This is a genomic window from Bordetella sp., assembly GCF_057362025.1.
The window spans coordinates 67,509-80,644 of record NZ_JBMQQZ010000064.1 but is presented as its reverse complement, the minus strand read 5'-3'; the positions used below and the strand labels follow the sequence as shown (position 1 = coordinate 80,644).

The 13,136-nt window shown below is 67.4% G+C and carries 14 protein-coding genes and 1 riboswitch; of the genes, 9 read left to right on the top strand and 5 right to left on the bottom strand.

Annotation, left to right across the window (positions count from 1 at the left end):
* Positions 1–94 precede the first annotated feature (94 nt).
* From xerC to ACO1P8_RS12635, 5 genes are all read right to left on the bottom strand, one after another.
* On the bottom strand, positions 95–1,048 hold the full coding sequence (gene xerC / locus ACO1P8_RS12655) for a tyrosine recombinase XerC (protein ID WP_486296230.1): 954 nt from the start codon (positions 1,046–1,048) through the stop codon (positions 95–97).
* A gap of 20 nt (positions 1,049–1,068) precedes the next feature.
* Positions 1,069–1,728 carry a DUF484 family protein gene (locus ACO1P8_RS12650; RefSeq protein ID WP_486296229.1) on the bottom strand — a complete coding sequence of 220 codons (660 nt, stop codon included), beginning with the start codon at positions 1,726–1,728 and terminating at the stop codon, positions 1,069–1,071.
* Between the two features lie 18 nt (positions 1,729–1,746).
* A complete protein-coding gene (dapF, locus tag ACO1P8_RS12645) occupies positions 1,747–2,670 on the bottom strand; it encodes a diaminopimelate epimerase (RefSeq protein ID WP_486296228.1) in 924 nt (307 codons plus the stop codon).
* Between the two features lie 136 nt (positions 2,671–2,806).
* The gene (locus tag ACO1P8_RS12640) at positions 2,807–3,697 is read right to left on the bottom strand and encodes a lysophospholipid acyltransferase family protein (protein WP_486296227.1); all 891 of its coding nucleotides are present in this window, start codon (positions 3,695–3,697) and stop codon (positions 2,807–2,809) included.
* A complete protein-coding gene (locus ACO1P8_RS12635) occupies positions 3,694–4,635 on the bottom strand; it encodes a lysophospholipid acyltransferase family protein (protein ID WP_486296234.1) in 942 nt (313 codons plus the stop codon). The genes ACO1P8_RS12640 and ACO1P8_RS12635 overlap by 4 nt, the downstream gene beginning before the upstream one ends.
* A 253-nt stretch (positions 4,636–4,888) precedes the next feature.
* On the opposite strand from ACO1P8_RS12635, the gene metK reads away from it, so the two are divergent.
* From metK to ACO1P8_RS12590, 9 genes are all read left to right on the top strand, one after another.
* The gene (metK, locus tag ACO1P8_RS12630) at positions 4,889–6,052 is read left to right on the top strand and encodes a methionine adenosyltransferase (protein ID WP_486296226.1); all 1,164 of its coding nucleotides are present in this window, start codon (positions 4,889–4,891) and stop codon (positions 6,050–6,052) included.
* A 232-nt stretch (positions 6,053–6,284) separates the two neighbouring features.
* Entirely contained in the window at positions 6,285–7,151 is an 867-nt protein-coding gene (locus tag ACO1P8_RS12625) for an STAS domain-containing protein (RefSeq protein ID WP_486296225.1), read from the top strand.
* Between the two features lie 3 nt (positions 7,152–7,154).
* Positions 7,155–7,529: an STAS domain-containing protein gene (locus tag ACO1P8_RS12620; RefSeq protein WP_486296224.1), complete on the top strand. Its 375-nt coding sequence runs from the start codon at positions 7,155–7,157 to the stop codon at positions 7,527–7,529.
* Positions 7,526–7,942, top strand: a complete 417-nt coding sequence (locus ACO1P8_RS12615; protein WP_486296223.1) for an anti-sigma regulatory factor — start codon at positions 7,526–7,528, stop codon at positions 7,940–7,942. The genes ACO1P8_RS12620 and ACO1P8_RS12615 overlap by 4 nt, the downstream gene beginning before the upstream one ends.
* Entirely contained in the window at positions 7,927–8,943 is a 1,017-nt protein-coding gene (locus ACO1P8_RS12610) for a SpoIIE family protein phosphatase (RefSeq protein WP_486296222.1), read from the top strand. Before ACO1P8_RS12615 ends, ACO1P8_RS12610 begins: the two co-directional genes overlap by 16 nt.
* The gene (locus tag ACO1P8_RS12605) at positions 8,940–10,619 is read left to right on the top strand and encodes an ATP-binding protein (RefSeq protein WP_486296221.1); all 1,680 of its coding nucleotides are present in this window, start codon (positions 8,940–8,942) and stop codon (positions 10,617–10,619) included. Before ACO1P8_RS12610 ends, ACO1P8_RS12605 begins: the two co-directional genes overlap by 4 nt.
* A gap of 29 nt (positions 10,620–10,648) precedes the next feature.
* Positions 10,649–11,530 carry an alpha/beta fold hydrolase gene (locus ACO1P8_RS12600; protein ID WP_486296220.1) on the top strand — a complete coding sequence of 294 codons (882 nt, stop codon included), beginning with the start codon at positions 10,649–10,651 and terminating at the stop codon, positions 11,528–11,530.
* 53 nt (positions 11,531–11,583) lie between these two features.
* Positions 11,584–11,811: a DUF1289 domain-containing protein gene (locus ACO1P8_RS12595; protein ID WP_094844204.1), complete on the top strand. Its 228-nt coding sequence runs from the start codon at positions 11,584–11,586 to the stop codon at positions 11,809–11,811.
* Between the two features lie 161 nt (positions 11,812–11,972).
* Complete coding sequence (locus tag ACO1P8_RS12590) at positions 11,973–13,004, top strand: glycosyltransferase family 4 protein (protein ID WP_486296219.1); 1,032 nt, start codon at positions 11,973–11,975, stop codon at positions 13,002–13,004.
* Positions 12,997–13,129: riboswitch (S-adenosyl-L-homocysteine riboswitch) on the top strand. It overlaps the preceding gene by 8 nt.
* The last annotated feature ends 7 nt before the right edge of the window (positions 13,130–13,136 follow it).

The window sequence follows — 13,136 nt, the reverse complement described above, 5'->3', positions numbered from 1 at the left end:
TCTTGAAACCTTGATGCTTTGAGGCCTTGAAGGTGTCGCCGGACGCGGGCTGCAAGGCCTGGCATCGCCGTCGCCTTGCCGGGCCGGCGGAACGTCAGGACTTGCGGCCGGCGCGCGGGTGCGCCTTGTCGTAGACCTGTGCGAGATGCTGGAAATCCAGCCGCGTGTAGACCTGGGTGGTCGAGATGTTGGCGTGGCCCAGCATTTCCTGTACGGCGCGCAGGTCCTGCGCGGACTGCAGTACGTGGCTGGCGAAGCTGTGGCGCAGCACGTGCGGGTGCACGTGTACCGGCAGCCCGGCGCCGCGCGCGAGCCGCGCCAGTTGCGATTGCACCACCCGCGGCGATATCCGGTGGCCGCGCGCGCCCAGGAACAGGGCGGCGGCGTCGGCCGGCGTGGAACGCGGCCCCAGCAGGGCCGCGCGCGCCGGCAGCCATTCGCGCAAGGCTTTCACCGCGGCGGCACCGACGGGCACGGAGCGCTGCTTGCCGCCCTTGCCCAGCACCACCACTTCGCGTTCATCCAGATTGAGCCAGCTTGCCGAGGTATGGTCTGGCCCGCGTTCATAGCGCCAGTCCAGGCTGGTGAGTTCCGACAGCCGCAGTCCGCTGGAATACAGCAATTCCACCATGGCCTGGTCGCGCAGGGCCACCGGGTCATGTCCGCCGCCGGCGGCGGGACGTTCCAGCAGCGCCTGCGCCTGCTCCACCGACAGCGCCTTGGGCAGCGGACGCGGCGCCTTGGGCGCGCGCACGCCGGCCACCGGGTTGCCGGCCAAACCGGCCTGCGGCGCCCACCATTGATAGAAGCCGCGCCATGCCGCCAAGGCACGCGCCAGGCTGCGCGGTCCCAGGTCGCGCGCGTGCAGGCGCGCCACGAATTGCCGTATATGGCCATTGGCCAGCCGGTCGAGCGGGACGTCGCCCGCCAGTTCCGCCAGGTGGCGCAGGTCGCGCCCGTAGCCGTCCAGGGTGTGCGCGGAGTAGCGGCGGTTGGCGGCCAGGTGTGCCAGCCACGCTTGCATCGGCGCGGGCAGCGGGCGATCCATGGCGCGCGGCCCCGTCCGGCTCAGGCCAGCCGCCGCAGCGCTGCCGATGCCAGCTTGCCGACGGTGTCCAGGAAGGTCGTCGACATATCGGGTGCGAAGCGTTCCGGGTCGTTGGACCCCAGCACCAGCAAGCCCACGGTGGGCGCATCGGCGCCCGGACGCAGCGGGATCAGGGCCAGCGAGCGTGGCTTGGCGCTAAGCCAACTGGCGGCTTCGAATTCCGTGTCGGTGCCGCAATAAGGGGATTTCAGGCTATCCGCGAAGGTACGCACGTCGTCGGAAACAGGCTCCCCGTAGCCGGTTTGCGGCACCTGGGCCAGGCGCCACAGGCGCAGGCCGACCTCGTTCAGGTCGAATTCGCGAGCCAGCCCCAGCGCGATCTCGCCGGGGATGCGGTCGATCTGGGTTTCCGCCAGCAGCCGGGCGCACCATTGCCCCAGCCGGGTGCTGATGCCTTCGTTGGCGTTCGCGTTGTGGATCAGCTCGTTCAGCCGCCATTCCTGTTCGCGATTGCGTTCGCGCAGCATCAGGATTTGCCGTTCTCCGAGCGATATCGTGCCCATGCCGTGGGGATGCGGCACCTGCATGGCGGCGAAGACATCGGCGTGCGAGGTGAAGAAATCCGGATTGTCACGCAGGAAATCGGCGACATGCTGTGGACTGAGGGCGTTATCGGTCATGTGTGGGGTACGGTGCGCTTAACGGTTCAGGGCCATGGAAAAGACGAGCTTGTCGATATCGACCGCGCCGGTGTAGACGGAAGTCGCGGGGCCGGTCATGCGCAGCGCCTGGCCGTCCCAGTCCACCGTCAGCATGCCGCCGCGTGCCTGGACGCGGACCGGCGTGTCCAGCAGGCCGCGGCGGATGCCGGCGGCAACCGCCGCACACGCGCCGGTGCCGCAGGCCAGGGTTTCGCCCGCGCCGCGTTCGTAGACGCGCAGGCGGATGTCGTGGCGGTCGATGACCTGCATGAAGCCGGCGTTCACGCGGCGCGCGAAGCGTGGATGCGATTCGACGGCCGGTCCGACCAGGTGCACGGGTGCGCGATCGACGTCTTCCACCAGCTGCACCGCATGTGGATTCGAGATCGCGACCACGGAAATTTCCACGCTGGCCGGCAGTCCGGGCGGGGCATCGTCCCCGGCCGCGAGGGGCAGCGTATAGAGGGTGTCCTGGCCTTGCGTGCGCGATGCCAGGCCCGCGGCATCGAAAGGCAGGTCCGCGGGGCTGAAGCGGGTGCTGCCCATGTCCACCGTGACCTGTTCGTCGTCGCCTTCGTCCAGGACCAGGATGCCGGTGGCAATCTGGGCGCGCAGCGGATTGCGGTCGGACAGGCCGTTTTCGTGCACGAAGCGCACGAAGCAGCGGGCGCCGTTGCCGCAGTGTTCGACTTCGCTGCCGTCGGAATTGAAGATGCGATAGCGGAAATCGGCGTCCGGTACCGTGGCGGGCTCGACCAGGAGGATCTGGTCCGCGCCGATGCCGAAGTGACGGTCGCCCAGCGCCCGGGCGCGCTCGGGCGTCATGTCGATGGACTGCCGCACACCGTCAAGGACGACGAAGTCGTTGCCGGCGCCGTGCATTTTGGTGAAGTGCCAGATCATCGTCGCATTATCGCCCAATCCGGAAGCCCACGCGTCGATGGCCCCTGGAAGGACATTGCCGGCGATCCCGCCGTCGCCGACCGTGCGGGATGGTCCGGTGGCGGGGGGGCGGCCCGCTTTGGGATTGCGGCGATCCCGCTGACGCGGGGACGCGTTAGTAGAACTTCTTTTCGCTGGCCGGCCGCGTCTTGAACCGCCGATGCACCCAATAGTATTGGCTGGGACAGCGGCGCACCCATTGCTCCAGTTCGCGATTCAGGCGTGCGGTCGCCTCTTCCAGCGTGTCCTCGCCCGGGAAGTCCTTCAGCGCGGGCAGGACCTCGACGTGATAGCGCCCGGTGCGCGGATCCCAGAATTCGATGACTGGGATGACCGGCGTATTCCACTTGCGCGCGATCTGGGCGGTGGCCGGAATGGTGGCCGCCTGCACGCCGAAGAAGGGCACGAAGATGGCGCCGTCGCGCCCGAAATCCATGTCCGGCAGGTAGTAGACCGGCCGGGCCTCGCGCAGGTGCCGGATCAGGCCGCGCACGCCGTCCTTGCGGCTGACCAGGTGGACCTCGTTGAATCTCGTGCGCCCCGCGCGCACGATGGCGTCGACGGCCGGATCGCGCTGGGGCGTGTACATGGTGGCGCCGGTGGGGGATTCCATGGTCAGCCGGGTGGCCGCCACGTCCAGCCCGATGAAATGCGGCGCGAGGAGGATCAGCGGCTGCTTTTCCCGGCCCAGCCGCAGGAATTCCTCATGGCCGGAAACCGTCACCATGTCGCGGATGGCCTCTGGCGTGCCGTACCACAGCACGCCGCGGTCCACCACCGACTGGCACAGCGCGCGGAAGTGCTGGCGCAGCCAGCGTTCGCGCGTTTCCCTGCTTTCTTCGGGAAAGCAGAGGTCCAGGTTGATGCGGACGATGCGGCGCCGACGGCGGGCGAACACCAGCGTGAACCATGTCAGGATGGCGCCGGCGCGCAGGCGCGTGGCGGGCCGGACGCGGCCGAACCAGGAGAACAGGGCGACCAGGGCGCGATGCTTGATGCTGCTCATCCGGCGCGATCCCCGCTGGCGCTGTCCGGGTTGCCGGCCAGGGCACCGATTCCCTTGCCCGCGTCGCCCCCGCGAACCGGCGCCGCGGCGTCCACCGTGTCGGGCGCCGGCGGGGCCCCGCGCGGGGCCTTGTAGCGGTTGTAGCTCCACAGGTATTGCTCGGGGAAGCGGCGGATCAGGGTTTCCATGGTCGCATTGAAGAGCGCGGCTTGCGCCTCGGCCGTGGCGGGCAGCGGGCCCGGCACGCGGATACAGTGGACGCGCCAGCCGCGTCCGCGCGGCAGGCGTTCGCCCGCGGTCAGGATGACCGGCACATCGTTGGCCGCAGCCAGCTTGCCGGGAAGGGTCACGGTGTAGGCCATGCGGCCGAAGAAGGGCGCCCATACGCCGTCGCCTTCCTTCGGTGCCTGGTCCGGCAGCATGCCGACGCCCTCGCCGCGCCGCAGCGCGCGCACGAATTCCCGCACGCCCTGCATCGTGGCGGGCACGGCGCGCAGCCTGGATGTATTGCGCGCGGCGTCGAGCAGGGGCGCGAGGGCCGGTTTGCGGGGCGGGCGGAACATCACCGTCAGCGGCGACTGGCGGGTCAGATGCCGGGCCATGATCTCGAAGCATCCCAGGTGGGGCGTCATGAACAGGACGCCGCGCTGCTCGGCACGCGCGGCGTCCACGATGGCTTCGTCGTCCGAGTGGACGCGGGCCAGGCAGCGCTCGGTCTGGAACCAGACCTTGGGCATTTCGAAGATCATGGCGCCCGCCTGTGCGGCGGCTTCCCGGGCGAAGGCGGCGTCGGGATAGCCCGCCTGGGCGGCATTGGCGCGCAGGCGCTGGCGGTATTTGCCCGGCCAGAAATAGGCCAGTACGCCGAAAAAGCGCCCCATGCCATGCAGCACGGATAGCGGCAGGCGGGCCAACAGGCGGAACAGGGCGACGAGCAGCATGCGACGAGGACGAATGAAAGCCGCCATTTTCGCTTAAAATAGACAAGGTCGCCGAGTTAACCGACAACTTGCGGGGCGACGCGCGCCGGGTCCGACGGAATCCAATCCGACGGCTCCGCGCACGCAAAATCCGCTAAAGCGTCGCGCCATGGTCAAGGTCTTGCCGATTGCGATCCCAGGTGCAACGCACCTTTCGTCAATCCGGCCGCGGGTCGTTCGCGTCCCTCCGGCCCAGCAAGGAAGCCTAACCGTGGCACACAGCGATTATCTTTTCACCTCCGAATCCGTCTCCGAAGGCCATCCGGACAAGGTCGCCGACCAGATCTCCGATGCCGTCCTGGACGCCATTTTCACGCAGGACCCCAATGCCCGTGTCGCCGCCGAAACGCTGTGCAACACCGGCCTGGTGGTGCTCGCCGGTGAAATCAGCACCTCCGCTACAGTCGACTACATCCAGGTTGCGCGCGATACGATCCGGCGCATCGGCTACGACAATACCGAATACGGCATCGACTACAAGGGCTGCGCGGTCCTGGTCGCGTACGACAAGCAATCGCCGGACATCGCGCAGGGCGTGGACCGTACCTCGGAAGACTATCTGAACCAGGGCGCCGGCGACCAGGGCCTGATGTTCGGCTACGCGTGCGACGAAACGCCCGACCTGATGCCCGCGCCGATCTGGTATTCGCACCGCCTGGTGCAGCGCCAGAGCGAACTGCGCAAGGACGGCCGCCTGCCGTGGCTGCGTCCGGACGCCAAGTCCCAGGTGACCTTCCGCTACGTCGACGGCCGTCCCGCCGAAGTCGACACGGTGGTGCTGTCCACCCAGCATGCGCCTGAAGTGTCCCAGGAAACCATTCGCGAAGCGGTCATCGAAGACATCATCAAGCCGTCCTTCCCCGCCGGCCTGATCACGACCAAGACCCGCTTCCTCGTCAACCCCACCGGGCGCTTCGTCATCGGCGGTCCGCAGGGCGACTGCGGGCTGACCGGCCGCAAGATCATCGTCGACACCTACGGCGGCGCCTGCCGCCACGGCGGCGGCGCATTCTCGGGCAAGGACCCGTCCAAGGTCGACCGTTCCGCCGCCTATGGCGCGCGCTACGTGGCCAAGAACATCGTCGCGGCCGGCCTGGCGCGGCAGTGCGAAGTGCAGGTCAGCTACGCCATCGGCGTGGCCGAACCCATCAACATCACGGTCTATACCGCCGGTACCGGCGTGATCCCGGACGAACAGCTGTCCAAGCTGGTCCGCGAGCACTTCGACCTGCGGCCCAAGGGCATCGTGAACATGCTGGACCTGCTGCGTCCGATCTATTCGAAGACGGCCGCCTACGGCCACTTCGGCCGCTCGGAGCCCGAGTTCACGTGGGAAGCCACGGACAAGGCCGCGGCGCTGAAAAAGGCCGCTTGACGAACACGGGCGTCGGGACGGTTGCCGTCCCGGCCCGGTTCGCGTGAAGCCGCGACGGCAACGTTCGCGGCTTTTCGTTTTTCTGCTCATCCTTATTGATGAAGCGGACGCGCCGCAAATGCGCCCGCCCGCCAGCCTGTTAATCTGTGCGTCGTTCCGGCCCCGCTTCGCTTGCCCTGCATGCTCGAACGGACGGCCCGTATCCCCTATTTCGTTCTTCCTGGAGCAATAAGTGAGCGTATCTGGCAACAGCTTGTCCGCTGTCGTGCGTGAGTCGGAGCAGACCGTCCTGAAGGAGTGGATCGCCCTGCAGTTGGAGTCCTCCAATGCGAAGGGACTGATCAACGATACGGAGCTGCGCGCCCAGTGCGCCAATTTCCTCAGTGTCTTCACCACGGCGGCCCAGGAAAGCATGGACCCGCGCATGCAGGGTGCGGGCTGGGACGAGGTCCGCGCGTTCCTCGCGGCATTGTCGCGCAGCCGTGCCCTGCAGGGTTTCTCGCCCTCCGAGACCGCGGTCTTCGTGTTTTCGCTCAAGCAGCCGCTGCTTGCCGCGCTGCGCCGGGAATTCGAGGACGAGCCGGCTCGATTGTCGGAGGAATTCTGGAAGCTCAGCGTGATCCTGGATGCGCTGGGCCTGTTTACCATCGAGGCCTACCAGAAGGGACGAGAGCAGATTATCCAGCGCCAGCAGCAGGAGCTGCTCGAGCTTTCCACCCCGGTGGTGCAGATATGGGATGGCATCCTGGCCTTGCCCCTGATCGGCACGCTGGATAGCGAACGCACGCAAACCGTCATGGAAAGCCTGTTGGAAGGCATTGTCGAACACGAGGCGACGATCGCCATCATCGACATTACCGGCGTACCCATGGTCGACACGCTGGTCGCGCAGCATCTGCTGAAAACCGTTGCCGCGGCGCGACTGATGGGCGCGGAATGCATCATCAGCGGCATCCGGCCGCAGATCGCGCAGACCATTGTTCACCTTGGCGTGGAGCTTGGCGACGTCATCACCAAGTCGACGCTTTCGGAAGCGTTGCGGCTTGCCCTGTTCAAAACGGGGCAGCACGTCGCCCGCCTGGCGCGCGACAGGGCGTAGGCCATGGATCGCATCCCGATACTCAAGCTGAATGATTACCTGCTGGTTACCATCCAGGTCGAGCTGCATGACCAGTTGGCGATTACCCTGCAAGACGATCTGACACAACAGTTGTCGAAGACACACGCACGCGGCGTGCTTATCGATATTTCAGCCCTGGAGATCGTCGATTCCTTCATCGGACGTACCTTGGCGCACATCGCATCGATGGCGCGCGTCATGGACGCGAATACGGTTATCGTCGGCATGCGCCCGGCGGTGGCCATCACGCTGATCGAGTTGGGCATGTCGCTGACCGGGATCAAGACTGCCCTGAACGTCGACAAGGGCATGGAGCTCCTGCGCCAATCCGATGGCTATCGGTCGGATACGGCGTGATCATCGAAAACCGGCAAACCATACTCGAGGTCCGTACGCAGGAGCAGTTGAGCATGGTGCGGCGGACGGTACAGGAATGGGCGGCCCAATTGGGGTTCGGCACGCTGGACCGTACCAAGCTCGTTACCGCCGCTAGCGAAATCGGCCGCAACACGCTGGTCCATGGCCAGGGTGGCCGCATGACCATACGCGAAGTGTCCAACGACGATGGGCAGGTGGGCCTGCATCTGCAGTTCGAGGACAGCGGCCCCGGCATCGCGGACCTGGGCCAGGCCATGACCGATGGCTTTTCCACCGCGAAAAGCCTGGGGCTGGGACTGGGTGGCGCCAAGCGGCTGGTTAGCGAATTTGATGTTCAATCGAAACCGGGACAGGGTACCCGTGTGAGTCTGACGCAATGGAAACGCCGATAAGCGTCACGGAGCAAAGCCAGGTGTTCGACGCGCGGCGCCAGGCCGTGCTGGCCGCCCGCAACAGCGGATTGTCCGAAACCCTGCAGAACAGGGCCGCACTGGTGGCGACTGAAATCGCCACCAATCTGGTCAAGTATGGAAGAGGCGGCTACATCGTGGTCCGTGCCTATCCGCAAGCGGGCGAGCGCGGCCTGGAGATCCTGGCCCTGGACAAAGGGCCGGGCATCGCATCCCTGGAGCAGAGCATGGGGGACGGCTTTTCCACCCGCGCCAGCCTGGGCGTGGGCCTGGGGGCCATCGCCCGCCTGTCCTCGCATCTCGATATCCACACCGCTCACGGGGTGGGGACTGCCCTGCTTGCCCGCCTGGACGACGAGCCGCCCGCGGCGACGGCGCCGCCCGAGCGCGCGCGCAGGATCGACTACAGCGGCCTCTCGACCCCCAAGGCGGGACAGGAATCCTGCGGGGATGCCTGGTCGGCGCGTTGGGTGGACGGCGCGTTCTGGATAGTCGCGGTGGATGGGCTGGGGCATGGGCCGCAGGCAGCCTTCGCCGCCACGCAGGCGTTATCCGTATTCCACCAGGGCGAGCCGACCGCCACGCCATACGACATCGTGCGCGATGCCCACAAGGCGCTCAAGCACACGCGCGGCGTGGTCATGGCGGTTGCCGTGGTACGTCCCATGCTGGGCACCCTGCACTTCGCCGGGATCGGCAACATCAGCGCCGTACTGATCCAGAACCAGGAGCAGCGGCGGCTGCCCTCCATGGATGGCATCGTCGGCTACAGCGTGCGCGGAATACGCGAACAATCCTACGCATGGACGCCGGCGTCCGTGCTGGTGCTTGCCAGCGACGGGCTGTCGTCGCGCTGGAACCTGGCGCAGCAGCCCAATCTGCTGGCGCGTCGTCCTTCCTTGATCGCGGGCGTGATGCATCGCGATTACGCAAGGTCCGCGGATGATGCAACCGTTGTCGTCATAAAGGGCTGCCCGTCATGAACCACCGGATTCTGAGCACCCGTATCGCCAGCGACCAGGGTCTGGTCGGCGCGCGCGATCGCACGCGCCAGGTCGGCGACGTTTTCGGGCTGGACGACCTGCAGCGCACGCGGCTGGTTACCGCGGTGTCGGAGATCGCGCGCAATGCGGTGGACTACGCCCGCGGCGGCCGCATCGACTTCTATTTCCGCCCGCCGCGCGCCGAGGGGTCGCAGGCCGTCGTGGTGGTCATCTCCGATACGGGGCCAGGCATCGCGGAACTGCCCGCCATTCTGGCAGGACGGCATCGCCCGGAGGGCAAGCAGCTCCTGGGGATCGCTGGCGCGCGCCGCCTGGTCGATGGCTTTCACATCGACTCGGAACCCGGCAAGGGCACGACGGTGACGCTGGAGATGCGGTTGCCGGCCTTCGTGGCGCCCATCGAACCGGACGGGCTGGCCACGCTCATCGAGAAGCTGGCGCGGCGCAAGCTGCAGACGCCGGTGGAAGAGCTGGAACAGCAGAACCGCGAGATGATGCTGACGCTGGAGCAACTGCATCTGCGGCAGGCCGAATTGGAGCGTGCCGATGAACGCAAGGACGAATTCCTGGCGATGCTGGCGCACGAGTTGCGCAATCCCTTGTCCGCCATCGGCACCGCCCTGGAGTTGATGAAGCGCAAGCGCAACGCCAGCGCCGACGATACGCAACGCCTGACCGCGCTGGTGTCCCGGCAAACCGAGCAACTGGCACGGCTGGTCAACGACCTGCTGGATGTCTCCCGGGTCACGCGTGGAAAAATTGAACTGAGCCACCAGGCGCTGCCTATCGGCGAGTTGATCGAGCAGGCCCTGGAGATGACGCAGGGCGCGATCAACGCCAAGGGGCACCGGGTGGATTACCGGCCCGCGCCCGCAGACGTCTGGATCCGCGCCGACCGCGTGCGGTTCCGGCAGATCCTGAGCAATCTTCTGCACAACGCGGCGCGCTATACGCCCGACCACGGCCTGATCCAGGTGCAGGTGCTGCCCGGCGATGATTACGTGGAGGTCAGCGTCCGGGACAACGGCATCGGTATCGCGCCGGACATGCTGCCAAGGGTCTTCGACCTGTTCGCGCAGGCCGACACCAGCCTGGGCCGCAAGGACGCCGGGCTGGGCATCGGCCTGACGCTGGTGCAGCGGCTGGCGGCCGCGCATGGCGGCACGGTCAGCGCGGCCAGCGAAGGTTTGGGGCAGGGCAGCGTGTTCACGGTCGTCATGCCCAGGCTGCCGGCTCCCGCCACGTCGGTGGCCCCGCCGGCACGGGCGGCGCGGCCACTCGGCGAACGCCTGCGCGTGCTGCTGATCGACGATAATGAAGATGCGGTGCAATCGCTGCGCCAGCTGCTGATGGACGCCGGCCATACCGTCGTTGCCGCGTCCAATGGCGAGGCGGGCGTGGCCCATGCCGCCGCTTTCGCGCCGCAGGTCGTGGTGATCGACATCGGCTTGCCGGATGTGGACGGCTTCGAGGTCGCGGCCGCGCTGCGCCGGGCCCCCGCGACGGCGAAGGCCGTCTTGGTGGCTTTGTCCGGATACACCGCCACCACGATGATGGAGCGGGGCGCGAAGGCAGGCTTCGACTATTATTTGCCCAAACCCGTGGACGTGGGCAGGCTTGAAGAGGTGCTGGACATGCTCGCACAGGCCGGTTGAGCCTTCGCCGTGGAACAGGAGAACCATCGATGACATCGCTTTTCGACGTACCGGTGCGCCGGTTCGAGGTGCAGGGTACGCATATCGCCGCACGGGTCGCGGGCGAGGGGCCGCCATTGCTGCTGTTGCACGGCCATCCGCAAACGAATGCGATATGGCATCGGCTGTGGCCGGCGCTGACGGCGCGCCATACCTGCGTGGCGGCCGACCTGCGCGGCTACGGCGACAGCGGCAAGCCGGACGCGACGCCGGACCATGCCGCGCACTCCAAGCGCGTCATGGCCGCCGACATGGTCGAGGTGATGCGCCAGCTGGGGCACGAGCGTTTCCAGGTGCTGGCGCACGACCGCGGCGCGCGCGTGGCCCATCGCCTGGCACTGGACCACGAGGATCGCGTGACCCGCATGATGCTGCTGGATATCGCGCCCACGCTGGACATGTACGAGAACACGACGCGCGCCTTCGCGCAGGCCTATTACCACTGGTTCTGGCTGATCCAGCCGGCACCGATGCCGGAAACCATGATCGGCCGCGACCCGGTGTTCTACGTGCGTTCCATCATGGGCGGGCGCCCCGGCGGCCTGGCGATTTTCGATCCGCGCGCCCTGGCGGAGTACGAACGCTGCGCCGCCTTGCCGGGCCTGCCGACGGGCATATGCGAGGACTACCGCGCCTCGGCCACGATAGACCTGGAACACGACCGCGAGGACCGCGCCGCCGGCCGGCGGCTGCGCTGCCCGGTGCTGGCCCTGTGGGGCGCGCGCGGCGCGGTGGGACGCAACTTCGACGTCCTGGCCTTGTGGCAGAACGTGGCGCAGGATGTCCGGGGCCACGCCGTGGACGGCGCCCATTATCTGGCGGAAGAGCTGCCCGAGGAAATCGGCCAAGAGGCGCTGCGCTTTCTGTCCTGAGCAGGGTGGGCCGGGCCGTCCAGCGGGCGCATGCCGGATGCTATTCTCCGATCATGCCTGACCCGATACCCGATCTTTGCCCCCCGTCCGCCACGCAAACCGACCGTGTCTTCGCCGCCACCGATTCCCCCTGCGTGGCGGTGTGCTCGACGCTGTTCGACGAGGTCTGCCGCGGATGCGGCCGGACCGCCATGGAAGTGGCGAATTGGGTATCCATGAGCGATGAAGAAAAACAGGCCGTCTGGCGCCGCATCAAGGCGCAGGGATACCCGCGCCGATAGGGCATCGTAGGGCGTCATTCCCGCCGGGCCGCAGCGGCGGCCTGGCCGCGCGGTGTCCGCATACCCATGCCGCCCGGCATCCGTACCGCTTCATGACTGTCTCGCGGGTGTCATAAACCCCGTGCCAAATAGGGGCTTTCTGGCTACTCCTGGAAAAGCCCATGCTGATCGCGCTGGTAACGGATGCCTGGCATCCGCAAGTGAACGGGGTCGTCCGCACCTGGACGACCATGCTGAAGATCCTTGCCGGGTGGGGGCACGAGGTGATCGTCATCAGCCCGGAGGGCAGCCGCACGGTTCCGGCCCCGTCCGAGCCGGACCTCAGGTTGTGCATCCAGCCCGCCAGGCAACTGAAGCGCCTGCTGGGCGACGTGGTGCCGGACGCCCTGCATATCGCCACGGAAGGCCCGCTGGGCCTGGCCGCGCGCCGCATGGCGCTGCGCCGCGGCTGGCGCTTCACCACCTCGTTCCATACGATGTTTCCCGATTACCTGCAGGCAAGGATGGGCATACCCGCCTGGCTGCCCTGGCGCTACATGCAGTGGTTCCACAAGCCCTCGCAGCGGGTGCTGGTGCCCACGCCCACGGTGCGCGATACCGTGGGCCGCCACGGCCTGAAGAATCTGCAGGTCTGGTCGCGCGGCGTGGACGCCCAGCGCTTTCAGCCCGGCGCCGGCGACGTTTTCGCCGACCTGCCCCGGCCGGTATTCCTGAGCGTGGGCCGCGTGGCGCGCGAGAAAAACCTCGACGCCTTCCTGTCCCTGGACCTGCCCGGCAGCAAGGTCGTCGTGGGAGGCGGACCGGATGAGGACAGGCTGCGCCGGAAGTACCCGGACGCGCGCTTCACCGGCATGCAGTCGGACGACGTTCTGCCCGGCTACTACGCCGCGGCCGATGTCTTTGTCTTCCCCAGCCTGACCGACACCTTCGGCCTGGTCATGCTGGAGGCGCTGGCCTGCGGTACGCCGGTGGCGGCGTTCCGCACCGATGCGCCGATGGCGGTGATCGAGGACGGCGTGACCGGCTGCCTGCGCGACGACCTGCGCCAGGCCTGCCTGCAGGCCCGCACCCTGGATCGCGCCGTGGTACGCCAGCACGCGCTGACCCGGACCTGGGACGCCATCGCCACGGATCTGCTGAATGCGCTGGTTCCGCTGACCCCGGCGACCCGCTACAATATCGCCCACGCCTGAGGAGCGTTGCGACGGGAAAGGCAGCCGATGTGCAGAAGGAATGCGCATGGCAGGCCCCGCCAGGCTCAGGCTCAAGTTCGGCTGCCCGCGTATCGCGTGGCGGCATGCAACGGCGCTCACCTTTGTCGCATG